The following is a 26,178-nucleotide window of genomic DNA, read 5'->3' as shown; positions in this document are numbered from 1 at the left end:
AATTTGTCGACTGACCTACCGCCATCGGGAGCAAGCCCCTCCCACATTGGAACTCGGTCGTTCATATCGTTAAAATACCCGGCTTTTCGTCCCACACCTTTTCGCGGATCCAAGCGCCATGGGCACCCTTACCGTCAATCAGAACAAACTGCAAAAACGCCTGCGGCGCCTGGCCGGTGAGGCTGTCGCTGACTTCAACATGATCGAAGAGGGCGACAAGGTCATGGTCTGCCTGTCCGGCGGCAAAGACAGCTACACCATGCTGGACGTGCTGCTGCACCTGCAAAAGGTCGCGCCGATCAAATTCGACATAGTGGCCGTCAACATGGACCAGAAGCAGCCCGGGTTCCCCGAGGACGTGCTGCCGGCCTACCTCAAGACCCTGGGCATCGAGTACCACATCGTCGAGAAAGACACCTATTCGGTGGTCAAGGAGCTGATTCCGGAAGGCAAGACCACCTGCTCGCTGTGTTCGCGCCTGCGCCGTGGCACGCTGTACACCTTTGCCGATGAAATCGGTGCAACCAAGATGGCCCTGGGTCATCACCGCGATGACATCGTCGAGACCTTCTTCCTCAATATGTTCTTCAACGGCTCCCTCAAGGCCATGCCGCCCAAGCTGCGCGCTGACGACGGGCGCAACGTGGTGATCCGCCCGCTGGCGTATTGCAACGAGAAGGACATCCAGGCCTACTCCGACTTCAAGCAATTCCCGATCATCCCCTGCAACCTCTGCGGTTCCCAGGAGAACCTGCAGCGCCAGGTGGTCAAGGACATGCTCCAGGAGTGGGAGCGCAAGACGCCGGGGCGTACCGAAAGCATCTTCCGCAGCCTGCAGAACGTGATCCCCTCGCAGTTGGCCGACCGCAACCTGTTTGACTTCACCAGCCTGCGCATCGACGAAACTGCGGCTTCGCGCTTCGTCAACATTGTGAACCTCTGAGCCTTTTCCAGGCTCTGACAGACGGCGCTGATGGGCGCCGTTTTCATTTCAACCCGTAGGAGAGGGCATGCGCGATTACAAATGGCTGCACGAATACTGTCTGAACCGCTTTGGTTCGGCAGCCGAGCTGGAAGCCCACCTGCCCGTGCCCAAGACCCCGGCGCAACTGCGCCAGATCAGCGACGACCGCTACCTGTCGACTCTGTCGCTGCGGGTGTTCCGCGCCGGGCTCAAGCACAGTGTGGTGGACGCCAAATGGCCGGCGTTCGAGCAGGTGTTCTTCGGCTTCGATCCTGAGAAAGTCGTGCTGATGGGCGCCGAGCACCTTGAGCGCCTGATGCAAGACACGCGGATCATCCGCCACCTGGGCAAGCTCAAGAGCGTGCCGCGCAATGCGCAGATGATTCTCGACGTCGAGCAGGAAAAGGGCAGCTTCGCGGCATTGATCGCCGACTGGCCGGTGACCGATATCGTCGGTTTGTGGAAATACCTGAGCAAGCACGGCCATCAACTGGGCGGGTTGTCGGCGCCACGCTTCTTGCGCATGGTCGGCAAGGACACGTTCGTGCCGAGTTATGACGTGGTTGCGGCATTGAATGCGCAGGAGATTGTCGACAAGGCCCCCACCAGCCTGCGGGACCTGGCGACGGTACAGGCGGCGTTCAACCAGTGGCATGCCGAGAGTGGGCGGCCGATGTGCCAGTTGTCGATGATGCTGGCGTTTACCGTCAACCATTGAGACCGCGATGGGGCCTGATCGGCCCCATATAACCCTCAGGCTGGCTGACCTTCCCCCGCCAACCGCCGATTCAACTGGAACCGCCAGCGCACATACAGCAGCGCTGTGCAGAACACCGCCAGGCTTGCCAGCATCTCCAGCACGCCAAACCACTGGCGGTTCGGGTCATAGGCCGCCAGGGCGCCTTTGATGAAATACAGGTTCACCACAAAGCACATCCACGAATGCCCGCGCGCACTGCCCATCAGCATGCCCGGCGCGAGGATCAGCAACGGCACCAGTTCGATCAGCAGGATGACCCAGGGCCGTGCGCCATGCAGGTCGGCGATCAGCAGGTAATACACGCAGAGCAACCCCACCAGGCCGAAAAACGCCAGCAGACTCAAGGCCCGTGCCACTTTGACCCGGGGTTCCAGCCAGGCCTGGGCCGGCAGGACTTTAGGCTTCTTGGCCACGGCCACTCTCCAGTTTCGCCGCAGTCTTCGCCAGGCGCAGGCCCAGGGCACGGCACAGGGCGATTTCATGGGGGTCCAGGGCACGTTTGCCGTCGGCGCCGGAATGGTGGCTGGCGCCGTAGGGCGTACCGCCGCCCTGGGTGTCGAGCAGGGCCTGTTCGCTGTAGGGCAGGCCGGTGATCAGCATGCCGTGGTGCAGCAACGGCAGCAGCATCGACATCAAGGTGGTTTCCTGGCCGCCGTGCAGGCTGGCGGTCGAGGTGAAGACCCCGGCCGGCTTGCCGACGAGGGCGCCGGTCAGCCACAGGTTGCTGGTGCCGTCGAGAAAGTACTTCAAGGGCGCGGCCATGTTGCCAAACCGCGTCGGGCTGCCCAGGGCCAGGCCCGAACAGTTCTTCAGGTCGTCGAGGCTGGCATACAGCGCGCCTTCGGCCGGGATGCTCGGGGCGACGGCTTCGCACTCGCTGGAGATCGCCGGCACGGTGCGCAGGCGCGCTTCCAGGCCGCCTTGCTCGATGCCTCGGGCAATCTGCCGGGCCATTTCGCTGACCGAGCCGTTGCGGCTGTAATACAGCACCAGGATGTAGGGCGCGCTCACGGCAGAAGCTCCAGGATGTTTTCTGGCGGCCGGCCAATCACGGCCTTGTCGGCAGTGGCCAGGATCGGCCGTTCCATCAGCTTGGGATGGGCGGCGATGGCGGCAATCAATTGCGCCTCGCTGAGGCTGGCGTCGGCCAGGTTGAGGGTCTTGTATTCGTCTTCGCCGGTGCGCAGCAATTGCCGGGCGCTGATCCCCAGCTTGCCGAGCAGGGCTTCAAGCTGCGTGGCGTCCAGCGGGGTTTCCAGGTAGCGCACCACGTTCGGCGTGAGGCCACGGGCCTGCAGCAGTTCGAGCGCACCGCGGGATTTCGAGCAGCGCGGGTTGTGATAAAGCGTCAGATCGGTCATGTGCGGGTCGCATCTTGCGTAAGGTGGCGGGTATTCTACCTGCGCTGCGGCGTGTCCTTAAACCGTAAGAGGCGATCGGCCGCAGCCCACGTTCATTTTTGCTAAGGATTACCCCATGACACGGCGACTGATAGGCGCACTGGCAGTTATCACCACACTCCTGCTCAGCGGCTGCGGCAATGATTATGGCGTTGACCAATACGGCCAGAAAGTCGCGTCCGAGCGCGTCGACAAACAATGGTTGGTGATCAATTACTGGGCCGAATGGTGTGGCCCGTGCCGCATCGAAATCCCCGAGCTCAACGCCCTGGCCGAGCAGCTCAAGGGTCAGCCGGTCAGCGTGTTCGGCGTCAACTTCGATAATGTGCAGGGCGAAGAGCTCAAGAGCGCCAGCGAGAAGCTGGGCATCAAGTTCACGGTACTGGCACAGAACCCCGAGGCGATTTTTGATATCCCGCGCAGCGAAGCGTTGCCGGTGACCTACATCATTGATGACAAGGGCAAGGTGCGGGCGCAGATGTTGGGCGAGCAGACGGCGGCGGGGGTATTGGCCAAGCTCAAGGAACTGCGCGGCTAAACGGTTGCTCGCTGGCGATTGCGGTATGCCCGGCACACCGCAATCGCCAACGGATCAGCCTTCTTCCAGCCACAAACGCAGTGGCTTGCCCTCGGCAGGCCAGAAACGGGTCTGCTCGATGGGCGAGATGTCCCAGCGTTGCACGGTTTCCAGGGCCTTGAAGAAGCGCTGTTCCTGCTCCATCAGGGCTTCGGCACACAGCCTGCGGGTGCTGCCGATCTTGCCGAAGCTGAGTTTGTCACCGTCCAGGCTGTACGGCGCGAACCAGTGGTTGCAGCCGCCATTGCCATAGGCCCGGCCATCGGCACCGAGGGTCACGGTCAGGTGGGCGTAATCCATCAGGGGCCGCTCGCCGATCCACTCCACGATGTAGCTGTGATCCTGCTTGAGCTTGACCTCGTCGCTGGCGCAGCCGGCAAGGCCTGCGCCCAGCGCTGCGACCATCAGCAGGCTCTTCATGGCGCGGCCTGCTGGCATTTCGGGCAACGGTGCGTGTCGCCAACGGTGGCCCAGCCCAACTCGGCAATGCGTGCAGTGGCGGCCGGTTGCAACGGTTCCTTGGTCAACTTGGTTTCCACCGCGAACTCAAACTCCAGCACGGCGTCGCAGCTGTCGCAATTGACCTTCCAGGTGTGAATCTCCAGCTCGCCGAACTTCGGCCCTTGCGCCATGGCAACCCATTGCCCGGCTGGGCGGATGGAGTAGCGCGCATCGCCTTCGACGGTCAGGCGCATCGACAGGGTTTTGCTGCCGCGCAAAGTGACGATCAGCACGTCGCCATGCTTGATCGAGCCACCATTGCCGGTGACTTGATAACGACCGGGCACCAGGGCGCGGCATTCGATCAGGGTGTGTTGTGGGCTCAGCAAACTGAAGCGGAAATCGTGTTCGGCCATGGATCCTCCAAATAGGCGCGGCATCCTATCACGCTCGCCTGTTCACCATGCGCGCGGTAGATGACCGTTGATCATCCCTGTACCAGGTTTTGCGCCTGGCCGTTGGCCCAGGCCTGGATATTGGCCAGGGTGGTCCCGGCAATCGCCGCCAGGGCCTCGCGTGTGAGGAATGCCTGGTGCGCGGTAATGATCACGTTGGGGAAGGTCAGCAGGCGTGCTAGCACGTCGTCCTGCAAGGGCAGGTCGGAGCGATCTTCAAAAAACAGCTGGGCTTCTTCCTCGTACACATCCAGGCCCAGGTAGCCCAGCTGTCCATCCTTGAGCGCTTCGATCAATGCCGGGGTGTCCACCAGGCCGCCGCGCCCGGTGTTGATCAGCATCGCTCCCGGCTGCATATGGGCCAGGGATTGCGCATTGATCAGGTGCTTGCTGTCGGCGGTCAGCGGGCAGTGCAGGCTGATGATCTGTGCCTCGGCCAACAACTGGGGCAGGCTGACATAGCGCGCGCCAAGGGCTTCGACCTGCGGATTGGGGTAGGGATCGTATGCCAGCAAGCTGCAGCCAAAGCCGGCCATGATCTTGGCAAAGGTCGCGCCGATCTGCCCGGTCCCCACCACACCCACGGTCTTGCCCACCAGGTCGAAGCCGGTCAGGCCGTGCAGGCTGAAGTCGCCGTCGCGGGTACGGTTGTAGGCGCGGTGCAGGCGGCGGTTGAGGGCCAGCACCAGGGCCACGGCATGTTCGGCCACTGCATGGGGCGAGTACGCGGGCACCCGCACGATGGTCAGGCCCAGGCGCTTGGCGGCGGCCAGGTCCACATGGTTGTAGCCGGCCGAGCGCAGGGCAATCAGTTGTGTGCCGCCGGCCGCGAGGTGTTCGAGCACCGGGGCGCTGAGGTCGTCGTTGATAAAGGCACAGACCACTTCGTGCTTATCAGCCAGGGCCACGGTGTCGAGGTTCAGGCGTGCCGGTTGGAACTGCAACTCCATGCCCGCGGGCAAGGGTTCGGCGAGAAAGCTGTCGCGGTCATAGGTCTGGCTGCTGAAGAGGATGATGCGCATCAAGGGGCTCCCTGCAAAATAGCGTGTGGTGACACAAAACCTGTGGGCGCCGGCTTACCGGCGCCCACAGGAGATGTTGCCCGTCATTGGCGTTGGGCGTGTTGCTCTGCATCAGGCGTTGACCCGGGCCTCGCTGGCAAGGCGGGCGATGGCCATGTCCAGTTCATCCAGGGCAGCCATGGCCTTGGCGTCATCCTGCTTGAGCAAGGTTTCGGCGCGTTGGCAGGCTGCGCGCAATTGCGGCACGCCGCAGTAGCGGGTGGCGCCGTGCAGGCGGTGGACCCGTTCGATCAGGGCATTGTTGTCGTTGGCTTCGCGGGCGACGCAGACGGCCTCACGGTCAGCTTCCAGGGACGCCAGCAACATGGCCAGCATATCGGCGGCCAAGTCCGCCTTGCCGGCCGCCAGGCGCAGGCCCTCTTCATGGTCGAGTACCGGCAGTTGCGCGGCAGGGCCATGGCCTTCGACTGCGCGTTCCGGGCCTTGATTGCGCAAGGCCAGGCCGGTCCATTTCAGCACCACCTGGGCCAGTTGCCGCTCGCTGATGGGCTTGGTCAGGTAGTCATCCATGCCGCTTTGCAGCAGGGCGCGTTTTTCATTGGCCATGGCGTGGGCCGTCAGGGCGACGATAGGCAGTGGCGTGCCGTGGCGCTCGCTTTCCCACTGACGAATCGCCTCGGTGCTCTGGCGCCCGTCCATGCCGGGCATCTGCACGTCCATCAGCACCAGGTCGAAGGCTTCTTTCTTCACCGCTTCGATGGCGCTATAGCCGCTTTCCACGGCCTGGACCTTGGCGCCCATGTCTTCGAGCAGGGTCTGTACCAGCAGCAGGTTGGCCGGGTTGTCGTCGACACACAGCACCCGTGGCGCACGGCTGGACAACGGCTCGCCCGGTTCACTGCGCAAGGGGCGCGGGCTGATCAGGTCGGACAGCGCCCGGCGCAATTTACGGGTGCAGGCCGGCTTGGCCTGCAACTGGCTATTGGGGTTGGGCACCGACAGGTTGAACAGCATCTGCTCGGTGGTCGGGCACAGCACCAGCACTTTGCAGCCCAGGTGCTCAAGGTCCCACAGGTGTTGGTTGAGGCGCTCCGGCGGAATATCGTTGGCGGTGATGCCCAGTACCGCGAGGTCGATGGCCTGCTCGGTCTGGTGTGCGCTGGTGATGCCGTTGGTCAGGTTCTCCAGGCTGTTGAACGGCGTGACCTCCAGGCCGCAGTCTTCCAACTGGTGTTGCAGGGCCTGGCGCGCCAGTTCGTGGTTCTCCAGCACCGCCACACGCCGGCCCAACAGCGGCGGGGCGGGCAAGTCTTCGATATCGTCGCGGGTTTTTGGCAGGTTGAGGCTGATCCAGAACTCCGAACCCTCGCCTGGCGTGCTGTCGACGCCGATTTCGCCGCCCATCTGCTCGATCAGGCGCTTGGAAATCACCAGCCCCAACCCGGTGCCACCGGGCTGACGGGACAAGGAGTTATCCGCCTGGCTGAAGGCCTGGAACAGGGCGCGCACATCCTGGTTCGACAGGCCGATGCCGGTGTCCTGCACGCTGATGCGCAGTTGCACGCTGTCTTCCTGCTCGTCTTCGAGCATGGCCCGGGCAACGATGGTGCCTTCGCGGGTGAACTTGATGGCGTTGCTGACCAGGTTGGTGAGGATCTGCTTGAGACGCAGCGGGTCGCCCACCAGGGACAGCGGAGTATCGCGGTAGACCAGGCTCACCAGCTCCAGCTGTTTGGCATGGGCGGCCGGGGCGAGGATGGTCAGGGTGTCTTGCAACAGGTCGCGCAGGTTGAACGGGATACTGTCGAGCACCAGCTTGCCGGCTTCGATTTTCGAGAAGTCGAGAATCTCGTTGATGATGCCCAGCAGGTTGTCGGCGGATTTTTCAATGGTGCCCAGGTAATCCAACTGACGGGGCGACAGCTCGCTTTTCTGCAACAGGTGGGTGAAGCCGAGGATGCCATTGAGCGGTGTGCGGATTTCATGGCTCATGTTGGCCAGGAACTCCGACTTGATGCGGCTGGCCTCCAGGGCCTCCTTGCGGGCCAGGTCCAGCTCGATGTTCTGGATCTCGATGGTTTCCAGGTTCTGGCGCACATCTTCGGTGGCCTGGTCGATGCTGTGTTGCAGTTCTTCCTGGGCGTTTTGCAGGGTTTCGGCCATGCGATTGATGCCGGACGCCAACTGATCCAGCTCCTGGCTGCCCAGGGGCGGCAAACGGGTTTCCAGGTTGCCGTCCTTGAGCTGCGCCACCGCTTGTTTGATCTGGCCGATAGGCGAGTTGATCGTGCGGCTGATGCGCAGGGCCAGGGCCGCCGTGCAGATCAGGCCGATGGCAATCAACAGCAGGCTGGCGAACAGGCTGCGATAGCCGCGCAGCAGCATGCCGTTGTGGGACAGTTCCAGCTCGACCCAGCCCAGCAGGCGATCGGCTTCGTCGGGAATCAGCTCGCCGGCGAGATTGCGATGGCGGCCGAACACCGGCAGCAGGTAGCGGGTGGCGTCATTGCCGGTGCGTTGCAGCAGGTGTGAGCTGTTGCCGATGGGCGGCTGGTTGAGCATGGTCGGGCCGGCATGGGCCAGGGCCGAGCGGTCGGGCGCCAGGAAAGACACGGCCCGCACGTCGACTTGCTCCAGGGACTGGGTGGCGATGCGCTCCAGCAGGTCGGTGTTCTTGTTACCCAGTGCCGGTGCCACCAGCGGCGCTAGCTGTTCGGCGATCATCTCGCCGCGATTGAGCAGTTGGGTTTGCAGCTCCGAGAGCTGCATCCAGGTGAAATATCCGCCCAGGAGAAATGCCATCAGGCTGGTAGGCAGCAAGGTCAGCAACAGTACGCGGCCTTTTATCCCCATTCTTCTTAGCACGCCACTCTCCTGCTACCACACTGATGTCGAGATTCTACGCAGGCATCCGGCCTGCGCTACCTGCGCAGTGTAGCCATATGAGGGGCTTGGAATCTTGCAAAAGATGCTTGAGGGGGATGATGGCGGGCTTATTGAGCCCATATCCGTTGCTGCGGTGCTCACCGGGACACCTCGGGTTGTCAGGCAGACAAACCAGCTCACAACAGGGGCGTTCGCCGACTACCGATTACGTTGCTGCCGTTTTTTCCACTGATGCCCCACCCACCACCGCCAATACACCATGGTCATGCAGTACGCCAGCGCGCCCAATACCAGGCCCATCACCACCGAGCCCAGGAGGAACGGCTGCCACATGGTCGACAGTTGCCCGCTGATCCATTCCCAGGTCAGTTCATCGGGCAGGGTGCGGGCAGGGATGTTCATCAGCCAGGTGCCGGTCATATAGGTGCAGAAGAACACCACGGGCATGGTAATCGGGTTGGTCAGCCACACCAGGCTCACGGCAATGGGCATATTGCCGCGCACGGAAATGGCGAGGAAGGCCGCCAGCAGCATCTGCATGGGTATGGGAATGAAGGCGGCAAACAGACCGACAGCCATGGCCCGGGCAACTGAATGCCGATTGAGGTGCCAGAGGTTGGGGTCATGGAGCAGCGTGCCGAGAAAGCGTAAGGACTTGTGTTCCCGAATGCTGGTCGGATCGGGCATGTACCGTTTGAATAAGTGCCGTGGCATAAGGGGTCCAGATCAGTTCGAGAGTCAAGTATGCCCGTATTCTACGAACGGGAAATTCAGACTTTGTGACAAAAAATCATAGTTCGCCCTGAACCACTCGGCTAACACTCAATGGGTCACTCTCAAGGAATGATCCATGCGTACAGGGATGTTTGCGCTGGCGTTGGGGCTGCTGGCGTTGCGCCTGCTGCCCGTCTTGCCGCCGGTCGGTTGGTTGCTGGTGTTGCCGGTGGTGGCGTTGATGATGCTGCCGTTTCGTACTTATCCGCTGGCGTTTTTCCTGTTGGGCCTGGCGTGGGCCTGTTTCAGCGCGCAACGGGCGCTTGACGACCGGCTCATGCCCGCGCTGGACGGCCAGACCCGCTGGCTGGAAGGGCGCGTCAGCGGGCTGCCGCAGCAGAGTGGTGGGGTGGTGCGCTTCGAACTGAGCGACAGCCGGTCACGCCAGGACCGGCTGCCCCAGCGCATCCGTGTGAGCTGGCAGGGCGGCCCGCCCGTGCGCAGTGGTGAGCGCTGGCGTTTGGCCGTGACCCTCAAGCGACCCTCCGGCCTGTTGAATTTCCAGGGCTTCGATCAAGAGGCCTGGCTGTTGGCCCAGCGTGTGGGGGCGACGGGGTCGGTCAAGGATGGCCAGCGCCTGGCGCCGGCCCGACATGCCTGGCGCGATGGGGTCCGCCAGCAGCTATTGGCGGTAGACGCCCGGGGGCGTGAAGCCGGGCTGGCCGCACTGGTGCTGGGCGATGGCTCCGGCTTGGCCGCCGAGGATTGGCGCATTTTGCAGGACACCGGCACCGTGCATCTATTGGTCATTTCCGGCCAGCATATCGGCCTGTTGTCGGGGTTGATCTATGCCTTGGTGGCCGGGCTGGCCCGCTACGGCTGCTGGCCCAGGCGTTTGCCCTGGCTGCCTTGGGCCTGCGGCCTGGCATTTGCCGCAGCGCTGGCCTATGGCTTGCTCGCCGGCTTTGCCGTGCCAGTGCAGCGGGCCTGTGTGATGGTGGGGCTGGTGTTGCTGTGGCGCCTGCGGTTTCGCCACCTGGGGATCTGGTGGCCACTGCTGCTGGCCCTGAATGCGGTGCTGCTCCTCGAACCCCTGGCCAGCCTGCAACCGGGTTTCTGGCTGTCATTTGCCGCCGTGGCCGTGTTGCTGCTGGCCTTCAGCGGCCGCCTGGGGCCCTGGCGGGCGTGGCAGGCCTGGACCCGTGCCCAATGGCTGATCGCGATTGGGCTGTTTCCGCTGCTACTGATCCTCGGTTTGCCGATCAGCTTGAGTGCGCCGCTGGCCAATCTGTTTGCAGTGCCGTGGATCAGCCTGTTGGTGTTGCCGCTGGCGCTGGCGGGCACGCTGTTGCTGGCGGTGCCATGGCTGGGCAGTGGCCTGTTGTGGCTGGCGGGGGGGGCGCTGGATTGGCTGTTCAAGGCCCTGGCCTGGCTGGCCGGGCACGTGCCCGCCTGGATACCGGCCGAGGTGCCTGTGGGCTACTGGTTGCTCAGTCTGCTGGGCGCGGTGCTGTTATTGATGCCCAAGGGCATTCCCTTTCGCCTGCTGGGTTGGCCCCTGTTGCTGCTGGCGGTGTTCCCGCCCCGTGAGTCGATCCCGTTGGGCCAGGTGGCGGTGGAGCAACTGGATGTCGGCCAGGGCTTGTCGATCGTGTTGCGCACCCGCAACCACGTGCTGTTGTATGACGCCGGGCCACGGGTGGGGGATTTCGATCTCGGCGAGCGCGTGGTATTGCCGGCGCTGCGCAAGCTGGGGGTTGGCCAGGTGGACTTGATGCTGCTCAGCCATGCCGACGCCGATCATGCTGGTGGCGCGGCGGCGGTGGCCCGTGGGTTACCCGTCCTGCGCGTGGTGGGCGGGGAAACCCAGGGGTTGCCGGCGTTCCTCGGCACTCAGGCCTGTATCAGCGGTGAGCAGTGGGAGTGGGACGGCGTGGTGTTCCAGCTGTGGCAATGGGCAGATGCCCGCAACGGTAACGCGAAGTCGTGCGTGCTGCTGGTCCAGGCCAATGGCGAGCGGTTGCTGCTGACCGGCGATATCGACCGCGAGGCCGAGCGGGCCTTGCTGGCCACGCCCTTGGCGGTCGCCACGGATTGGCTGCAAGTGCCCCATCATGGCAGCCGCAGTTCCTCGTCCTGGCCGTTTGTCCAGCAACTGGCCCCCAAGGCGGTGCTGATCTCCCGTGGGCGAGGCAATGGTTTCGGTCATCCGCACCCGCAAGTGGTGGCGCGTTACCAGTATTTGCGCAGCACCCTTTATGACAGCGCCGAACAGGGCGCGGTGCGTCTGCGCCTGGGGGCTTTCGAGGCGCCGGTCATGGCACGCAGCCAGCGCCGGTTCTGGCGCGCGCCTGTCATCGACAGTTACCAAAGGCCGGTGCCTGCGACATGATGGCTGTCGGCCGGCAGGCCCTTCCTCGCCAGCCTATATGCTAAAGTGGCGCACTTTTTCGAGGGGACATTCACTGTGTGGGAATTGGTCAAATCCGGCGGCTGGATGATGTTGCCGATCATTCTGAGCTCCATCGCCGCACTCGGCATTGTTGCCGAACGCCTGTGGACCCTGCGCGCCAGCCGTGTAACCCCTGATCATCTGCTGGGGCAGGTCTGGCGCTGGATCAAGGACAAGCAACTGGACAAGGAAAAGCTCAAGGAACTGCGGGCCAATTCCCCTCTGGGCGAGATCCTCGCTGCGGGCCTGGCCAACTCCAAGCACGGTCGCGAGATCATGAAGGAGTGCATTGAAGAAGCCGCCGCCCGGGTAATCCACGAACTGGAGCGCTATATCAATGCCCTGGGCACCATCGCGGCAATGGCGCCATTGCTGGGCTTGCTCGGCACCGTGCTGGGCATGATTGATATCTTCAGTGCCTTCACCGGGTCCGGCATGACCACCAACGCCTCGGTATTGGCCGGGGGTATTTCCAAGGCCCTGATCACCACGGCGGCGGGCCTGATGGTGGGGATCCCTGCGGTGTTTTTCCACCGATTCCTGCAACGCCGCATCGACGAGCTGGTGGTGGGCATGGAGCAGGAAGCCATCAAGCTGGTGGAAGTGGTCCAGGGCGACCGTGATGTCGACCTGGTCGAGGGCAAAGCGTGAAATTTCGCCGCAAGCCCCGGGAAACGGTCGATATCAACCTGGCGTCGTTGATTGATGTGGTGTTCATCCTGCTGTTGTTTTTTGTCGTCACCACCACCTTTACCCGGGAAACTCAACTACGGGTCGAACTGCCGGAAGCCGTCAGCGGCTCGCCGGCCGAAGACCAGCAGCTCAAGCAACTGGAGATCACCATCAGCGCCGAAGGGGTGTTTTCGGTGAACAACCAGTTACTCGAGAAAAACGACGTGGCCAGCGTGATGGATGCGCTGCAGAAGGAGTCCGGCGGTGATACGCAAATGCCGCTGTCCATCAGCGCCGATGGCAAGACCCCGCACCAGGCTGTGATCACCGCGATGGATGCAGCCGGCAAGCTCGGTTTCAGCCATTTGCGCATGACCACCGTCGAGGCGGCGGGGCAACCCTGATGGCCTTGTCCGATCGTTTGCTCAAGGCCTGGTATGACGGCCACCCGGCGCTCAAGCTCCTGCAACCACTGGAGGCACTCTATCGCCGGGTGGTCAGGCGCAAGCGCGAGCGGTTCCTGGCGGGTGAGGGCACGATCTACCAAGCGCCGGTGCCTATAGTAGTGGTCGGCAATATCACTGTGGGTGGCACGGGCAAGACGCCGTTGATCCTGTGGTTGATCGAGCATTGCCAGCGCAGTGGCCTGCGGGTCGGTGTGGTCAGCCGTGGCTATGGGGCCAAGCCTGCGCAGTTGCCATGGCGGGTGCAGGCCAGCGACAGCGCGCAAGTGGCCGGCGACGAGCCCTTGTTGATCGTGCAGCGCAGCGGCGTCCCGCTGATGATCGACCCCGATCGCAGCCGGGCGGTGCAGGCCCTGTTGGCCAGCGAGACCCTGGACCTGATCCTGTCCGACGATGGCTTGCAGCATTACCGTCTGGCCCGTGACCTTGAGTTGGTGCTGCTGATCGACAACGCCCGTGGCCTGGGCAATCGCCGCTGCCTGCCTGCCGGGCCGTTGCGCGAGCCGGCCGAGCGCCTGCACAGCGTCGATGCCCTGCTATATAACGGCGCCGGAGCTGATCGCGAGGATGGCTTTGCTTTCCGTCTGCTGCCGACCACGTTGGTCAACCTGCTGACCGGCGAGCGGCGGCCGCTGGGACCATTTTCCCGTGGGGCAACGGGTGCATGCGGTCGCGGGCATCGGCAACCCACAACGTTTCTTCAATACCCTCGAAACGCTACACTGGCTGCCGATACCCCATGCGTTTGCCGACCATGCGCCCTACAGCGCCGAGGTCCTGAATTTTACGCCGTCACTGCCCCTGGTCATGACCGAAAAGGACGCGGTGAAGTGCCGCGCCTTTGCCCAGGCACACTGGTGGTACCTTGCAGTCGATGCCGCACCGTCACCGGCGTTTATCGCCTGGTTCGACACGCAACTGATGCGTCTGCTGCCTGCTCGACTTTTGCCTTAAAACGTTTTTATCCAGGAAACCCCCATGGACACCAAACTGCTCGATATCCTCGCTTGCCCGATCTGCAAAGGCCCGCTCAAGCTCAGTGCCGACAAGACCGAACTGATCAGCAAGGGCGCCGGCCTGGCGTACCCGATCCGCGACGGCATCCCGGTGATGCTGGAAAGCGAAGCCCGCACCCTGACGACTGACGAGCGCCTGGATAAATGACCACTGCCTTCACTGTTGTCATCCCCGCGCGCTACGCCTCCACCCGCCTGCCCGGCAAACCGCTGCAGATGATCGGCGCCAAGCCGATGATCCAGCTGGTCTGGGAGCAGGCCTGCAAAAGCAGCGCCCAACGCGTAGTGGTGGCCACTGATGATCTGCGGATCATCGAGGCCTGCAAGGGTTTTGGCGCCGAAGCGGTACTGACCCGTGAAGATCACAACTCCGGCACCGACCGCCTGGCCGAAGTGGCCACGCACCTGGGCCTGGCGCCGGACGCCATCGTGGTCAATGTGCAAGGCGACGAGCCGTTGATCCCGCCGTGTGTCATCGACCAGGTCGCGGCCAACCTGGCCGCCCACGCCGAAGCGCGCATGGCGACCCTGGCCGAGCCTATCGAAGACCTCGAGACCCTGTTCAACCCGAACGTGGTCAAGGTGGTCAGCGACATCAATGGCCTGGCCCTGACCTTCAGCCGTTCGACCCTGCCCTGGGCACGTGACGAATTCGCCAAACAGCGTGATGTGTTGCCGGCGGGCGTGCCGTATCGCCGCCATATCGGCATTTACGCCTACCGCGCCGGCTTCCTGCATGACTTCGTCACCTGGGGCCCGTGCTGGCTGGAAAACACCGAGGCCCTGGAGCAATTGCGGGCCCTGTGGCACGGCGTGCGCATTCATGTCGATGATGCGATAGAAGCGCCGCCGGCCGGTGTCGATACGCCGGAAGACCTCGAGCGCGTGCGTCGGTTGCTGGGGGCTTGATGGAAGTCCTGTTTGTCTGCCTGGGCAATATCTGCCGCTCGCCCACCGCCGAGGGCGTGCTGCGCCACAAACTGCGGGCCGCCGGGTTGGCGGACCAGGTCGAGGTGGCGTCTGCCGGTACCGGTGAATGGCATATCGGCAAGGCCCCGGACAAGCGCAGCCAGCAAGCAGCGCTGCGTCGTGGCTACGACTTGTCGGCCCAGCGCGCTCAGCAGGTGTCGCGCGCCGACTTTGCGCGCTACGAACTGATTCTGGCGATGGACCAGAGCAACCTGCGCAACCTCAAGGCCATGCAACCGGCCCAGGGCAAGGCCGAGCTGGACCTGTTCCTGCGCCGCTACGATGGGGCGGTGGATGAAGTGCCGGATCCGTACTACGACGGCGAGCAAGGTTTCGAGCAGGTCCTGGACCTGATCGAGGCCGCTTGTGATTTGCTGGTGATCGAATTGAAGGGGCGGTTATGAGTCTGGATGTGCAGCCCCAGGTTTCCCTGAAGGCCTTTAACAGTTTTGGCATTGATGTGCGTGCGCAATGGTTCGCCGAAGCCCATAGCGACGCCGATGTGCGCGAGGGCCTGGCCTATGCGGCCGCACAGCAGTTGCCGTTGCTGGTGATCGGGGGCGGCAGCAACCTGCTGCTGACCCAGGATATCCCGGCGTTGGTGTTGCGCATGGCAACCCAGGGGATCCGAGTACTGCACGACGACGGCCAGCAGGTGCTGGTGGAAGCCGAGGCGGGCGAGGCCTGGCATCCGTTTGTGCTATGGACCCTTGCACAAGGGTTCTCTGGCCTGGAAAACCTCAGCCTGATTCCCGGCACTGTCGGGGCGGCACCGATGCAGAACATTGGCGCCTACGGTGTTGAGATCAAGGATGTCTTCGCCGGCCTGACCGCCCTCGACCGCCAGACGGGCGAGTTGCGGGATTTCAGCCTGGAGGAATGCAACTTCGCCTACCGCGACAGCCTGTTCAAGCACGAAGTGGGGCGCTGGCTGATCCTGCGGGTGCGTTTTACCCTGAACCGCGTCGCACACCTGAAACTCGGCTATGGCCCGGTGCAACAGCGTCTGGCAGAGCAGGGCATTGCCCAGGCAACCCCGAGCGATGTCAGTCGGGCCATTTGCAGTATCCGCAGTGAAAAGTTGCCCGATCCTGCGGTCTTGGGCAACGCCGGCAGTTTCTTCAAGAACCCGCTGGTCTCCCAGGAGCTGGCGGCGCAGTTGCAGCTGCAATATCCCGATCTGGTGGCCTATCCCCAGGCCGATGGGCAAGTGAAACTGGCGGCCGGCTGGTTGATTGAAAAGGCCGGCTGGAAGGGCTTTCGCGAGGGGGATGCCGGTGTGCATCGCTTGCAGGCGCTGGTGCTGGTCAATTATGGCGCGGCCACCGGCCTGGATATTTCCAGCCTGGCCCAGCGCATCCAGCGCGATATCGCCGAGCGCTTCAAGGTCGACCTGGAAATGGAGCCCAATCGTTATTGAGCTACGCTTCTAGCGTGTTGAACCAAGCCCTGCATTGCAGGGCTTTTTTGTTAATGCTGGGTTAACTTAGCAGGCTAACGATGCCTGTTTATTGTTCGATAGACCCTGTTTATCAAAGGCCCGGTGAAGACCTGTCTTCACAAGAGAGCCCGATTAGCCTGAGCCATCTGCGTGTACCGACTCCGCTCCCTTGAAAGCGGCAGATAGCTCGACCCCATAATCCAATCACTATGCGGGCGTGCCCATGATTACTCTGAAACTCAACGGTCAAGATCATCCACTGGATGCCACCGAGGATATGCCTCTGCTGTGGGCGATCCGCGATGTAGCGGGTTACAACGGCACCAAGTTCGGTTGCGGCATGGGGCTGTGTGGCGCCTGCACCATCCATATCGACGGTGCGCCGGCGCGCAGTTGCATCACGCCCATCGGCTCGGTCAAAGGGCAGAACGTCAGCACTATCGACAACCTGCATAACGACCCGATTGGCCAGGTGGTGCAGCAGGCGTGGCTGGATACGGCGGTGGCGCAATGCGGTTACTGCCAGGGCGGGCAGATCATGTCGGCCACGGCCTTGCTGAAAACCAACCCCAACCCCAGCGATGCACAGATTGAAGAAGCCATGGTCGGCAATATCTGCCGCTGCGGCACCTATAACCGCATCAAGACGGCGATCCGCCAGGCCGCGACTCAGTTGCAGGGGGCCAAGGCATGAGCCAGTTACCGAGCAATTTCGCCCTGAGCAACCTTAGCCGGCGCGGTTTCCTCAAGGGCGTCGGCGCGACCGGCGCCCTGGTGGTGGCTGCCAGTTGGGGCTTGCCCCAGGCCTTTGCCGACGAAGTGAAGCAATACGGCGGGGCCGCGATGCCCAATGGCCTGGTCGATGATCCCAAGGTCTATGTCAGCATCGCCAGCGATGGCACCGTCACCGTGATCTGCAACCGCTCGGAGATGGGCCAGGGCGTGCGCACCAGCCTGACCATGGTGGTGGCCGATGAACTGGAGGCCGATTGGGCGCTGGTGAAGGTTGCGCAGGCGCCGGGTGACGAAGCGCGTTTTGGCAACCAGGATACCGACGGTTCGCGCAGCATGCGCCATTGGTTCGAACCGATGCGCCGGTGCGGCGCCGCCGTGCGAACCATGCTGGAACAGGCCGCTGCCGAGCAGTGGAAAGTCCCGCTGGGCGAATGCCGTGCACAGTTGCATAAAGTCATTCACCAGCCCAGCGGCCGCGAACTGGGCTATGGCGCCCTGGCCGCTGCCGCCAGCGCGTTGGCAGTGCCGGCGCGCGACAGCCTGCGGCTCAAGCAGCCCTCGGAGTTTCGCTATATCGGCAAGGAAGCCACCAAGGCCATCGACGGTGCCGATATCGTCAACGGCCGGGCGGTGTACGGCGCCGATGTGCATTTTGACGGCATGCTGTTCGCGACCATTGCGCGGCCCAAGGTATACGGCGGCAAGGTCAAGTCGTTCGATGCCAGCGCGGCGCTGAAAGTCCCCGGGGTGATCAAGGTCCTGCAAATCGAAAGCCGACCCATACCCTCGGAATTCCAGCCATTGGGTGGTGTGGCGGTGGTTGCTAGCAATACCTGGGCGGCGATCAAGGGCCGTGAGGCGTTGCAGATTGTCTGGGACGACGGCGCGAATGCTGGCTACAACTCCATCGACTATCGCAAGACCCTGGAGGCCGCGGCGCTCCAGCCCGGCAAAGTGGTGCGCAATACCGGCAGTATCGAGCAGGCCCTGAACGATGCCGACAGCACCCTCGAAGCCACGTATTACTTGCCACACCTGGCGCAGTCGCCGATGGAGCCGATGGTGGCCGTAGCCCGTTATCAAGACGGGCGATGCGAGGCCTGGGCTCCGAGCCAGGCGCCGCAGGTCACGCGGGAACGGGTGGCCGAGCGCCTGGGCTTGCCCTTCGATAACGTCACGATCCACGTCACCCTGTTGGGCGGCGGCTTTGGGCGCAAGTCGAAACCGGACTTCATCATCGAAGCTGCGCTGCTGGCCAAGGAATTCCCCGGCAAGGCCGTACGCGTGCAGTGGACCCGTGAAGACGATATTCATAACTCCTATTTCCATACCGTCTCCGCCGAGTACCTCAAGGCCGGCCTGAACAAGGACGGCCTGCCCTCTGGCTGGCTGCACCGCACCGTGGCACCCAGCATCACTGCGCTGTTTGCGCCGGGAATGAACCACGAGGCGGCGTTCGAGTTGGGCATGGGCTTTACCAACATGGCCTACGCCATTCCCAATGTGCGCCTGGAAAACCCCGAAGCGGCTGCCCACACCCGCGTGGGTTGGTACCGTTCGGTGTCGAACATCCCCCATGGGTTTGCCATTCAGAGCTTTGTCGATGAACTGGCCCATAAGGCCGGCCAGGATCCGCTGAAATATCAACTCAAGCTGCTGGGCCCGGATCGTCAGATTGATCCGCGAACCTTGAGTGAAGAGTGGAACTACGGCGAGTCCCCCGAGCGTTATCCGATTGATACCGCGCGCATGCGCGGCGTGCTGGAAACCGCCGCCAAGGCCGCCGGCTGGGGGCGCATGCTGCCCAAGGGGCGCGGCCTGGGGCTGGCGGTGCACTACAGCTTTGTGACCTATGTAGCGGCGGTGATCGAGGTGGAGGTCAAGGATGATGGCACGCTGATCGTGCATAAGGCTGATATTGCGGTGGACTGCGGGCCGCAGATCAACCCGGAGCGCATCCGTTCACAGTTCGAGGGCGCCTGCGTCATGGGCTTGGGCAATGCGGTCCTGGGAGAAATCAGCTTCAAGGATGGCAAGGTCCAGCAGGACAACTTCCATATGTATGAAGTGGCGCGCATGTCCCTGGCCCCCCGGGAAATCGCCATACATTTGGTCACGCCAGAAGGAGAGGTGCCCCTGGGTGGCGTCGGTGAGCCAGGCGTGCCACCGATTGCGCCGGCGCTGTGCAACGCGATATTTGCCGCCACCGGCAAGCGTATCCGCAGCTTGCCCGTGCGTTATCAACTGCAGGGCTGGCAGCAGGCGGCGAAAGCCTGATGGACAGCGTGGATCTGAACGTCCTGCGCAGCGTGCTGGAGTGGCGCCGCGCGGGGCAGCGGGTGTTGCTGTACAGCGTGGTCCAGACCTGGGGCAGCGCGCCACGGCCGCCGGGGGCGATGCTGGCCCTGCGCGGCGATGGGGTGGTGATCGGCTCGGTTTCCGGTGGCTGCATTGAAGATGACCTGATCGCTCGGCTTTACGATGGTCGCTTGCCTGACGAAGGGCCGCCGGTGCAACTGGTGACCTATGGTGTGACCCGGGATGAAGCGGCGCGCTTTGGCCTGCCCTGCGGCGGCACCTTGCGCCTGACGGAGGAGCGGGTAGGTGATCCTGCCTGGGTCGCCGAGTTGCTGGCGCGTTGTGAGGCCCATGAAATAGTGGCCCGGGAGTTGGACTTGGCGACGGGCACCGTGCGTCTGAGCGCGGCGAGCCAGTCCGACATTGTCAGTTTTGATGGTGAGCGCTTGCGGGCCATCTACGGCCCGCGCTGGCGCCTGTTACTGATCGGTGCGGGGCAGCTGTCGCGCTATGTGGCAGAAATGGCGCGGCTGTTGGATTTTGAAGTACTGATCTGCGATCCACGCCAGGAGTTTGTCCATGGCTGGGAAGAACAGCACGGGCGCTTTGTGCCGGGAATGCCCGATGAGGCCGTGCTCAATATCCAGACGGACGAGCGCACGGCCATTGTGGCCCTGACCCATGATCCGCGCCTGGACGACATGGCGCTGCTGACCGCGTTGAACTCCCGAGCGTTCTACATTGGTGCCCTGGGCTCGCGGGCCAATAGTCGCAAGCGGCGGGAAAACCTGGCGGTGTTGGGGCTGGGAGCCGAGGCGATTGCGCGGCTGCATGGTCCGATCGGTCTTCATATCGGCAGTCATACGCCGGCAGAGATTGCCTTGTCGTTGATGGCGCACATCGTCGCGATCAAGAACGGTGTGGAACTGTTGCAAGCAAAACCGGTGCGGGAGGCGGTCAGTTGACGAGCACCATTACCGCCATCGTCCTGGCGGCGGGGCAGGGCAGGCGGTTCCGCGCGCAAACCGGCCAGGACAAACTGCTGGCTCCTTGCGTGGGGCGTGATGGAGTGACACGGCCGGTCTTCGAGCAGGTGTTGGTCAATTTACCGGCCTGTATCACCCGGCGCTGGGTCATCACCGCGCCTGCGCGCAGCGAGGTTATTCGCCTGGCCAGGGCATACGGTTGCGAAGTGCTGCTTGTGGATTCGGCGGGCATGGGCGACAGCATTGCAGCCGCCGTTGCCGCCAGTGGCCCGGCGGCGGGTTGGCTGGTGGTGTTGGGGGATATGCCGTTTATCCAGGCGGCGAGTATTGAACGGGTGATAGAGCGGGTGGAGGGTGTCAGTGTGCCGGTGCATGCCGGTCAGCAGGGCCATCCTGTTGCGTTTGGCCCGGAATTGGGGCCGGCCTTGATAGGGTTGACTGGGGATCGTGGGGCCAGGGCGGTGTTTGCCCTGGCTGAGGTGCGGGAAGTGCCGGTGGATGATCCTGGGGTGTTGTGGGATGTGGACGTGCCGCAATCACTGGAATTCAGGTAGGGGCTGGAAGAGCTGGTCGGGGTGTCAGGTATTTATCCGTCATCGTTAACGATCATCGCAGGCAAGCCAGCTCCCACATGTTGTCTAGTCCTGAAATAGGTTTACACCTATTTCAGTCTCAAAACGCCCGATGCACTGCATCGGGCGTTTTGTATTTCAGGGACAGGTGTGGCCGTTCCCCGTTGTAGATCAGCACCGACTCATCCACCATTTTCACTGCGTCCGCCAGATTTTTAGGGCGATACAGCAGGAACTCGGTCTTCAAAATGCCGTTTATCCTCTCTGCCAGAGCATTCTGGTAGCAGTCATAGCCGTCGGTCATTGAGCATCTGACGCCATGACTAGCGTGCAAGCGTTGATAAAGCTCAGAGCAGTTGGGCTCCGCGGTCTGAGTGATGGATCAGTGGCAGCGTGCTTCGGCGTTCGCCAACGGCCTTTTCCATCGCTTTGATCACCGACTCGGTATGCAAGCTCTCATGCACATGATGGCCTACGATCTTGCGTGAGTAGGCGTCTGTCACCAGGCTCACATAAGCCACGCTTTCCTGTGTCGGCAGGTAGGTTATGTCTGCAACCCAGACCTGTTCTGGCCTATTGGCCACGACCTGCTTGACCTGCTTTGAGCAGGTTGGGATGGCGGCGAAAGCGGTGATGACTGTCCGTCGTTTTGTGGTAAGCCCGTTTGCGCACAACCAGTTTTCGAGCATTGCGCAGGATGCTAAACAGGCGGTCTCTGCCGACCCGCACTGATGCGCCAACTTCGACGCTCATCAGGTAATGCAGCTTGCGCGTGCCTATCCGAGGCTGACGGCGGCGCTTTTCAAGAACAAAGTCCATGACTTCTTGATCTTGACGAGCTCTCTCGTCGAAAGCCCGATTGCGTTGGTAATACGCTTGGCGCGAAATGCCCATGAACAGGCAAGCCCTGGTGATGCTCAGGCCTTGGATTTGCCCTTGCGAGAGGACTTGCCGGGTCGCTTTTTTACGACGGAAACACCGTAGTCATTCTTCAGAACATTCACGACGGCTTCGAAGAATTGCGCTTTCTGATTGCTTAGCGCCAGCTGTTCTTCGAGTTCTTTGATCCGCTGCTCGGGGGTCAGCGGGAGGGTTGGCTCGGTCATGGACCTGCTCCTCGGCTCTCGAATTGAGGCGCCTTGGCTCCAGTCCTGCCGGCCGTACTTGCGTAACCAGACCAGTACCGTGGACCGGCCCTGGATGCCATAGCGCCGTTGAGCCTCTTTATAACTCAACTCGCCCTTTTCGACCTGGTCTACGACCGATAATTTAAAGGCTAACGTGTAGTCACGCTGGCTCCGCCTTTTGCCCGATTCCATTGACTCCTCCTGAAGATAGGTCAGAAGGTGTAAACCTTATTCAGGACGGGACATGTCGCATAAAAAAGCCCCGCCTGATTGCTCAGGCGGGGCTTTTTAATTGCCGTTGGAATTAAGCGAGGGGTTTAGGCTCGTGCTCTTCTTCCAGGGCTTTTGGGTTGTGCTCTACCACTTCTTCAACGGAACGCAGGTTCTCGTCGATGGTTGGGGCAGTGTGCTCAACTTCTGCTTCGATGGCCGGTGCTGGCGCAACCGCTTCGACGACGGCCGGGGCCGCCGCCGCTGCTGCTTCGGCTTCTTTCTGCAGACGCTCGGCTTCACGCTTGCGACGACGCACTTCACGCGGGTCGTTAGGCGCACGGCCGTTTTCGGTCAGGGCGCTGACAGGGGCTTCAACCACTGGGGCGACCACTTCGGCAACCACTGGGGTTTCCACAACCACCGGAGCAGGCTCGGCAACCACAACCGGTTCTGCAACCACCGCTGGTTCGGCGATAACCACTTCAGCAACCGGTGCTGGAGCTTCTTCTACCGGTGCCGGGGCAGGTGCTTCGGCGACGACGGCCGGCTCGGCAGTCCACTGGAAGGCGGTCTGTTCTTCGCGAACTTCACGCACTTCTGGGGTTGCTTCAGCGGCTGGCGCTTCGACAACAGCTTCGACCACAGGCTGGGGCTCAACCACGATTGCAGGTGCAGCCACTACTTCGGCTTCAGGCTGGGCTTCGCGGACCGGTGCAACTTCCACTTCTACAGCGGCAGGTGCTTCGACCACGGTGGTGGCTTCGACAACCGGTGCTTCAACTGCGGCAGTTTCCTGCACGGCAGCGGTGGCACGCTCGGCCTGCTGGTTGGCTTCGGCTTCGGCAGGAGCACTGATGACCGAGCTGGCAACTGCAGCGGTAACGGCCAGGCCAGCAGCCAGTTCGGTGCTGGTCGGTTCGTTGTTGGCGCTTTCTTCAGTGGCTTCGCCGGTCTCTTCCGAGCCTTCGATCACATTGCCGTTGGCGTCACGCTGACGCTCACGACGGTTGCTGCGGCGACGCTGGCCACGGGAGCGGCGGCGTGGACGATCGCCTTCGGCGTTGTCCTGGCCATCTTCCTGTGGCTGTTCGTCGTTGTTCAGCAGTTCTTCTTCGCTGGCTGCGGCAGCCTGCTCGGCGCGTGGTTGACGCTCTTCACGCGGTGGGCGTGGAGCGCGTTCTTCACGGGGCTGGCGGGCCGGGCGTTCTTCGGTCGCGGCATCAGTTGCTACGGCGGCAACAGCTGGGGCAGCGTCCAAAGGTTCACGCAGTTCACGTACACGTTCTTCACGCTCGCCACGTGGCTTGCGATCTTCACGCGGGGCGCGAGGGGCGCGCGGTGCGCGTTCTTCACGTGGTGCACGCTCTTCGCGCGGAGCACGTTCTTCACGGGCTACGGCCGGGGTTTCTTCACGGGCTTCGCGCGGCTGGCGCTCTTCACGGGGTGCGCGCTCTTCACGCGGTGCACGTTCTTCGCGAGGCTTGCGCTCTTCGTCACGGCGACCGTTGCGGTTACGGCTCTGCTGGCGACCGTTGCGACGCTCTTCGTTGCGTGCAGGGCGTTCAGCGGCTGGCTTCTCGACCACGGCTGGAGCAGCAGGCTCTTCCTTGGTGGCGAACAGGCTGACCAGCGACTTCACCAGGCCCTTGAACAGGCTTGGCTCCGGCAGGACGGCAGGCGCGGCCACCGGGGCGGCGACTTCAGTCGGTACCGGTGCGTTGGCACGGGCCGGTGCGGTCTTGACCGCGGCTTCCTGGCGCACCAGGGTGCGGGTTGCGGCGGCTGGCTGGACTTCTTCGACTTCGGCAGCGGCAGCGGCGATTTCGTAGCTGGACTGGCCGCTGTGGGCTTCCGGGCTGTCATCACGCAGGCGCTGGACTTCGAAGTGCGGCGTCTCGAGGTGATCGTTCGGCAGGATCACGATACGGGCACGGGTGCGCAGTTCGATCTTGGTGATCGAGTTGCGTTTTTCGTTGAGCAGGAAAGCTGCAACCGGGATCGGCACTTGTGCGCGGACTTCGGCGGTGCGGTCTTTCAGGGCTTCTTCTTCGATCAGGCGCAGGATCGCCAGGGACAGCGATTCAACGTCACGGATGATGCCGGTGCCGTTGCAACGCGGGCAGACGATGCCGCTGCTTTCGCCCAGGGATGGACGCAGGCGCTGACGGGACATTTCCAGCAGGCCGAAGCGCGAGATACGGCCAACTTGTACGCGGGCACGGTCGGCTTCCAGGCATTCGCGGACTTTTTCTTCCACGGCGCGCTGGTTCTTGGCCGGGGTCATGTCGATGAAGTCGATCACGATCAGGCCGCCGATATCACGCAGGCGCAGTTGGCGCGCGATTTCTTCGGCTGCTTCCAGGTTGGTCTGCAACGCGGTTTCTTCGATGTCGCTGCCTTTGGTGGCGCGCGCCGAGTTGATGTCGATGGACACCAGGGCTTCGGTCGGATCGATCACGATGGAGCCGCCGGACGGCAGTTCGACCACGCGCTGGAAGGCGGTTTCGATCTGGCTTTCGATCTGGAAGCGGTTGAACAGCGGTACGCTGTCTTCGTACAGCTTGATCTTGCTGGCGTACTGCGGCATCACCTGGCGGATGAAGGTCAGGGCTTCGTCCTGGGCTTCAACGCTGTCGATCAGCACTTCGCCGATGTCCTGGCGCAGGTAGTCGCGGATGGCGCGGATGATCACGTTGCTTTCCTGATAGATCAGGAATGGCGCGGAGCGGTCCAGGGACGCTTCTTTAATAGCGGTCCACAGTTGCAGCAGGTAATCGAGGTCCCACTGCATTTCTTCGCTGCTGCGGCCAAGGCCGGCAGTGCGCACGATCAGGCCCATGTCGGCCGGAGCGATCAAGCCGTTCAGCGCTTCACGCAGTTCGTTGCGCTCTTCGCCTTCGATGCGACGGGAGATGCCGCCGGCACGCGGGTTGTTCGGCATCAGGACCAGGTAACGGCCAGCCAGGCTGATGAAGGTGGTCAGGGCGGCGCCCTTGTTGCCACGTTCTTCTTTTTCGACCTGGACGATGACTTCCTGGCCTTCGCTCAGGACGTCCTTGATGTTCACGCGGCCTTCAGGGGCTTTCTTGAAGTATTCGCGGGAGATTTCTTTGAGGGGCAGGAAGCCGTGGCGCTCAGAGCCAAAATCGACAAAGGCAGCCTCAAGGCTTGGCTCGATGCGAGTAATCCGGCCTTTATAGATGTTGGCCTTCTTCTGCTCGCGTGCACCGGACTCGATGTCCAGGTCGTAGAGGCGTTGGCCATCTACCAGTGCAACACGCAACTCTTCGGGTTGAGTTGCGTTAATCAGCATTCTTTTCATGTTGTACCGTCGGTTTCCGGGCTGCCGGAAACGGCGTTCGGCACACACGACTTCTCACGGTCGGTGTCAGGTGCGTCAAGAGTGGTTGGCCACTCCAGTGTCCAGCAATACCGGCCAATTGGGCTGGTATCGCGACTTACGCGTCCTGCTTGCTGTGGTGACTTAATAAGCACTCAGTCAGGAGGAGGAATCAACCGGCGACTGTGGACGAGATGAAGCGTCTAAACATAAGCCTAGTGCTACACAGTCCGACGGTTGTGCATCTCCACCCTACACGTATCCCTGATAATTCGGGTGCTGCCGCGCGCAGAATCCGCAGCGGGTTGGCATTTACCGTGTTCTCCAATGGGGAGTTCACGCTCATGGCTAATAACAGGCGTTGTTTCCGAAGCATTCGCCGTGGTCTGGTACAAGACTGACTGCACTTTGTGAACTGGCCGTAAATATCGGCGCAAGAGACGAGTAATCACTCTGTTTCTTGCACTCGCTTCAGGCCTCATGTCACCTGCGCTTGTTACAATCTTGAGCCTTCCAGTGTGGCAAGAGCCCCGTAGGACGGCCTCGCGTCCTGATGAATTGCGATGGTCAGGGGCGGCAGTTTGCCGCGAGTCCTCTGTCCAGGCCGCTTTTGGCGGCGTTCGCGACTATAGCAGCAATGATTAAGTGCTTCAATTCCATAAAAAATTGTTATC

General features: G+C 62.5%; 24 protein-coding genes and 2 pseudogenes. 16 read left to right on the top strand and 10 right to left on the bottom strand.

Annotated elements, in window-relative coordinates:
* Positions 1–118: 118 nt before the first annotated feature.
* The gene (gene ttcA, locus PSH80_RS19465) at positions 119–943 is read left to right on the top strand and encodes a tRNA 2-thiocytidine(32) synthetase TtcA (protein ID WP_057439627.1); all 825 of its coding nucleotides are present in this window, start codon (positions 119–121) and stop codon (positions 941–943) included.
* A 67-nt stretch (positions 944–1,010) separates the two neighbouring features.
* Positions 1,011–1,682 carry a DNA-3-methyladenine glycosylase I gene (locus PSH80_RS19460; protein WP_057960415.1) on the top strand — a complete coding sequence of 224 codons (672 nt, stop codon included), beginning with the start codon at positions 1,011–1,013 and terminating at the stop codon, positions 1,680–1,682.
* 35 nt (positions 1,683–1,717) lie between these two features.
* Here the strand turns inward: PSH80_RS19460 and PSH80_RS19455 are convergent, their stop codons facing one another.
* The 3 genes from PSH80_RS19455 to arsC are packed head-to-tail and all read right to left on the bottom strand — an operon-like array spanning position 1,718 to position 3,085.
* A complete protein-coding gene (locus tag PSH80_RS19455) occupies positions 1,718–2,137 on the bottom strand; it encodes a DUF2069 domain-containing protein (RefSeq protein ID WP_057439625.1) in 420 nt (139 codons plus the stop codon).
* Positions 2,121–2,735 carry an NAD(P)H:quinone oxidoreductase gene (gene wrbA, locus PSH80_RS19450; protein WP_057960414.1) on the bottom strand — a complete coding sequence of 205 codons (615 nt, stop codon included), beginning with the start codon at positions 2,733–2,735 and terminating at the stop codon, positions 2,121–2,123. Before wrbA ends, PSH80_RS19455 begins: the two co-directional genes overlap by 17 nt.
* A complete protein-coding gene (gene arsC / locus PSH80_RS19445) occupies positions 2,732–3,085 on the bottom strand; it encodes an arsenate reductase (glutaredoxin) (protein ID WP_057439623.1) in 354 nt (117 codons plus the stop codon). The genes wrbA and arsC overlap by 4 nt, the downstream gene beginning before the upstream one ends.
* 115 nt (positions 3,086–3,200) lie before the next feature.
* Between arsC and PSH80_RS19440 the strand changes: the two genes are divergently transcribed.
* A complete protein-coding gene (locus PSH80_RS19440) occupies positions 3,201–3,662 on the top strand; it encodes a TlpA disulfide reductase family protein (RefSeq protein WP_057439622.1) in 462 nt (153 codons plus the stop codon).
* Between the two features lie 54 nt (positions 3,663–3,716).
* Here the strand turns inward: PSH80_RS19440 and PSH80_RS19435 are convergent, their stop codons facing one another.
* From PSH80_RS19435 to PSH80_RS19415, 5 genes are all read right to left on the bottom strand, one after another.
* Positions 3,717–4,121 (bottom strand): META domain-containing protein, encoded by a 405-nt coding sequence (locus tag PSH80_RS19435; protein WP_057960413.1) that lies wholly within the window; start codon positions 4,119–4,121, stop codon positions 3,717–3,719.
* Positions 4,118–4,558, bottom strand: a complete 441-nt coding sequence (locus PSH80_RS19430) for a hypothetical protein (protein WP_057960412.1) — start codon at positions 4,556–4,558, stop codon at positions 4,118–4,120. Before PSH80_RS19430 ends, PSH80_RS19435 begins: the two co-directional genes overlap by 4 nt.
* Positions 4,559–4,629: 71 nt before the next feature.
* On the bottom strand, positions 4,630–5,619 hold the full coding sequence (locus tag PSH80_RS19425; protein WP_115128759.1) for a 2-hydroxyacid dehydrogenase: 990 nt from the start codon (positions 5,617–5,619) through the stop codon (positions 4,630–4,632).
* A gap of 111 nt (positions 5,620–5,730) precedes the next feature.
* Positions 5,731–8,484, bottom strand: coding sequence for a response regulator (locus PSH80_RS19420; protein ID WP_198799624.1), 2,754 nt, complete (start codon positions 8,482–8,484; stop codon positions 5,731–5,733).
* 219 nt (positions 8,485–8,703) lie between these two features.
* On the bottom strand, positions 8,704–9,219 hold the full coding sequence (locus PSH80_RS19415; protein ID WP_057960409.1) for a DUF2062 domain-containing protein: 516 nt from the start codon (positions 9,217–9,219) through the stop codon (positions 8,704–8,706).
* Positions 9,220–9,355: 136 nt separating this feature from the next.
* Between PSH80_RS19415 and PSH80_RS19410 the strand changes: the two genes are divergently transcribed.
* From PSH80_RS19410 to PSH80_RS19355, 13 genes and pseudogenes are all read left to right on the top strand, one after another.
* Positions 9,356–11,611 carry a DNA internalization-related competence protein ComEC/Rec2 gene (locus PSH80_RS19410; RefSeq protein ID WP_120733920.1) on the top strand — a complete coding sequence of 752 codons (2,256 nt, stop codon included), beginning with the start codon at positions 9,356–9,358 and terminating at the stop codon, positions 11,609–11,611.
* A 75-nt stretch (positions 11,612–11,686) separates the two neighbouring features.
* Entirely contained in the window at positions 11,687–12,322 is a 636-nt protein-coding gene (locus tag PSH80_RS19405) for a MotA/TolQ/ExbB proton channel family protein (protein WP_029299724.1), read from the top strand.
* Positions 12,319–12,747, top strand: a complete 429-nt coding sequence (locus PSH80_RS19400; RefSeq protein WP_029299722.1) for a biopolymer transporter ExbD — start codon at positions 12,319–12,321, stop codon at positions 12,745–12,747. Before PSH80_RS19405 ends, PSH80_RS19400 begins: the two co-directional genes overlap by 4 nt.
* Positions 12,747–13,460, top strand: a pseudogene (lpxK, locus tag PSH80_RS19395) (tetraacyldisaccharide 4'-kinase); the annotation flags it as partial. The gene PSH80_RS19400 and the pseudogene lpxK, both read left to right, overlap by 1 nt.
* Positions 13,461–13,467: 7 nt before the next feature.
* A complete protein-coding gene (locus tag PSH80_RS27440; protein ID WP_370693706.1) occupies positions 13,468–13,761 on the top strand; it encodes a tetraacyldisaccharide 4'-kinase in 294 nt (97 codons plus the stop codon).
* A gap of 24 nt (positions 13,762–13,785) precedes the next feature.
* On the top strand, positions 13,786–13,971 hold the full coding sequence (locus PSH80_RS19390; RefSeq protein WP_003174668.1) for a Trm112 family protein: 186 nt from the start codon (positions 13,786–13,788) through the stop codon (positions 13,969–13,971).
* Positions 13,968–14,732: a 3-deoxy-manno-octulosonate cytidylyltransferase gene (gene kdsB / locus PSH80_RS19385; RefSeq protein ID WP_057960406.1), complete on the top strand. Its 765-nt coding sequence runs from the start codon at positions 13,968–13,970 to the stop codon at positions 14,730–14,732. The genes PSH80_RS19390 and kdsB overlap by 4 nt, the downstream gene beginning before the upstream one ends.
* Positions 14,732–15,196, top strand: coding sequence for a low molecular weight protein-tyrosine-phosphatase (locus PSH80_RS19380; protein WP_057960405.1), 465 nt, complete (start codon positions 14,732–14,734; stop codon positions 15,194–15,196). The genes kdsB and PSH80_RS19380 overlap by 1 nt, the downstream gene beginning before the upstream one ends.
* Positions 15,193–16,212 (top strand): UDP-N-acetylmuramate dehydrogenase, encoded by a 1,020-nt coding sequence (gene murB, locus PSH80_RS19375; protein ID WP_252117094.1) that lies wholly within the window; start codon positions 15,193–15,195, stop codon positions 16,210–16,212. The genes PSH80_RS19380 and murB overlap by 4 nt, the downstream gene beginning before the upstream one ends.
* Positions 16,213–16,456: 244 nt before the next feature.
* Positions 16,457–16,927: a (2Fe-2S)-binding protein gene (locus PSH80_RS19370; protein WP_057960403.1), complete on the top strand. Its 471-nt coding sequence runs from the start codon at positions 16,457–16,459 to the stop codon at positions 16,925–16,927.
* Positions 16,924–19,245: a xanthine dehydrogenase family protein molybdopterin-binding subunit gene (locus tag PSH80_RS19365; protein WP_198792203.1), complete on the top strand. Its 2,322-nt coding sequence runs from the start codon at positions 16,924–16,926 to the stop codon at positions 19,243–19,245. The genes PSH80_RS19370 and PSH80_RS19365 overlap by 4 nt, the downstream gene beginning before the upstream one ends.
* A complete protein-coding gene (locus tag PSH80_RS19360) occupies positions 19,245–20,231 on the top strand; it encodes an XdhC family protein (RefSeq protein WP_169990637.1) in 987 nt (328 codons plus the stop codon). The genes PSH80_RS19365 and PSH80_RS19360 overlap by 1 nt, the downstream gene beginning before the upstream one ends.
* Positions 20,228–20,806 (top strand): NTP transferase domain-containing protein, encoded by a 579-nt coding sequence (locus PSH80_RS19355; protein ID WP_216312686.1) that lies wholly within the window; start codon positions 20,228–20,230, stop codon positions 20,804–20,806. The genes PSH80_RS19360 and PSH80_RS19355 overlap by 4 nt, the downstream gene beginning before the upstream one ends.
* A gap of 118 nt (positions 20,807–20,924) precedes the next feature.
* Here PSH80_RS19355 and PSH80_RS19350 read toward each other — a convergent pair.
* Positions 20,925–22,143, bottom strand: a pseudogene (locus PSH80_RS19350) (IS3 family transposase).
* A gap of 112 nt (positions 22,144–22,255) precedes the next feature.
* Complete coding sequence (gene rne / locus PSH80_RS19345) at positions 22,256–25,486, bottom strand: ribonuclease E (protein WP_169989591.1); 3,231 nt, start codon at positions 25,484–25,486, stop codon at positions 22,256–22,258.
* Positions 25,487–26,178 lie beyond the last annotated feature (692 nt).

This window comes from Pseudomonas sp. FP818 (genome assembly GCF_030687335.1).
GTDB classification, from domain to species: domain Bacteria; phylum Pseudomonadota; class Gammaproteobacteria; order Pseudomonadales; family Pseudomonadaceae; genus Aquipseudomonas; species Aquipseudomonas shahriarae.
The sequence above is the reverse complement of the archived record's forward strand: the minus strand, read 5'-3'. Positions and strand labels throughout refer to the sequence as shown.

What these genes read in the sequence shown, in the direction of transcription:
- ttcA (WP_057439627.1), top strand. Translation starts at nt 119, where the DNA reads ATGGGCACCCTTACCGTCAATCAGAACAAACTGCAAAAACGCCTGCGG.
- kdsB (WP_057960406.1), top strand. Translation starts at nt 13,968, where the DNA reads ATGACCACTGCCTTCACTGTTGTCATCCCCGCGCGCTACGCCTCCACC.
- PSH80_RS19390 (WP_003174668.1), top strand. Translation starts at nt 13,786, where the DNA reads ATGGACACCAAACTGCTCGATATCCTCGCTTGCCCGATCTGCAAAGGC.
- murB (WP_252117094.1), top strand. Translation starts at nt 15,193, where the DNA reads ATGAGTCTGGATGTGCAGCCCCAGGTTTCCCTGAAGGCCTTTAACAGT.
- PSH80_RS19415 (WP_057960409.1), bottom strand. Translation starts at nt 9,219, where the DNA reads ATGCCACGGCACTTATTCAAACGGTACATGCCCGATCCGACCAGCATT.
- PSH80_RS19430 (WP_057960412.1), bottom strand. Translation starts at nt 4,558, where the DNA reads ATGGCCGAACACGATTTCCGCTTCAGTTTGCTGAGCCCACAACACACC.
- PSH80_RS19370 (WP_057960403.1), top strand. Translation starts at nt 16,457, where the DNA reads ATGATTACTCTGAAACTCAACGGTCAAGATCATCCACTGGATGCCACC.
- rne (WP_169989591.1), bottom strand. Translation starts at nt 25,486, where the DNA reads ATGAAAAGAATGCTGATTAACGCAACTCAACCCGAAGAGTTGCGTGTT.
- PSH80_RS19365 (WP_198792203.1), top strand. Translation starts at nt 16,924, where the DNA reads ATGAGCCAGTTACCGAGCAATTTCGCCCTGAGCAACCTTAGCCGGCGC.
- PSH80_RS19360 (WP_169990637.1), top strand. Translation starts at nt 19,245, where the DNA reads ATGGACAGCGTGGATCTGAACGTCCTGCGCAGCGTGCTGGAGTGGCGC.
- PSH80_RS19425 (WP_115128759.1), bottom strand. Translation starts at nt 5,619, where the DNA reads ATGCGCATCATCCTCTTCAGCAGCCAGACCTATGACCGCGACAGCTTT.
- PSH80_RS19460 (WP_057960415.1), top strand. Translation starts at nt 1,011, where the DNA reads ATGCGCGATTACAAATGGCTGCACGAATACTGTCTGAACCGCTTTGGT.
- PSH80_RS19435 (WP_057960413.1), bottom strand. Translation starts at nt 4,121, where the DNA reads ATGAAGAGCCTGCTGATGGTCGCAGCGCTGGGCGCAGGCCTTGCCGGC.
- PSH80_RS19440 (WP_057439622.1), top strand. Translation starts at nt 3,201, where the DNA reads ATGACACGGCGACTGATAGGCGCACTGGCAGTTATCACCACACTCCTG.
- PSH80_RS19410 (WP_120733920.1), top strand. Translation starts at nt 9,356, where the DNA reads ATGCGTACAGGGATGTTTGCGCTGGCGTTGGGGCTGCTGGCGTTGCGC.
- PSH80_RS19380 (WP_057960405.1), top strand. Translation starts at nt 14,732, where the DNA reads ATGGAAGTCCTGTTTGTCTGCCTGGGCAATATCTGCCGCTCGCCCACC.
- arsC (WP_057439623.1), bottom strand. Translation starts at nt 3,085, where the DNA reads ATGACCGATCTGACGCTTTATCACAACCCGCGCTGCTCGAAATCCCGC.